Below are 304 nucleotides of genomic sequence, written 5' to 3' on the forward strand. Positions count from 1 at the left end.
CACGATCACGGTGGAATTCGATTCGAACAGCCAGGGGCCGTTCCGCTTCCGCCCGGTCAAGAACAGCATGGATGTGCACCCCGGCGAGATCAGCCAGATCGTCTACGAGGTGGTGAACAAGGAGGGGCGTACGGTGGAGGCGCAGGCCATCCCGAGTTACGCGCCCAAGCAGGCAACCGAGTTCTTCAAGAAGATCGAGTGTTTCTGTTTCAAGCAGCAGACGCTGACGGCCAACGAATCACGCGAGATGCCGGTGGTGTTTGTGATTGATCCGGATCTTCCCAAGGACGTGAAGACGATCACT

1 protein-coding gene is annotated in these 304 nt (G+C 57.9%); it reads left to right on the forward strand.

What is annotated here, in order from left to right; genetic code table 11:
- On the forward strand, nucleotides 1-304 hold a 304-nt coding region (locus HX778_RS24975; protein WP_176983363.1), incomplete at both ends, for a cytochrome c oxidase assembly protein.

Source organism: Cedecea sp. P7760, assembly GCF_013386425.1.
Taxonomy (GTDB): Bacteria; Pseudomonadota; Gammaproteobacteria; order Enterobacterales; family Enterobacteriaceae; genus Cedecea; species Cedecea selenatireducens.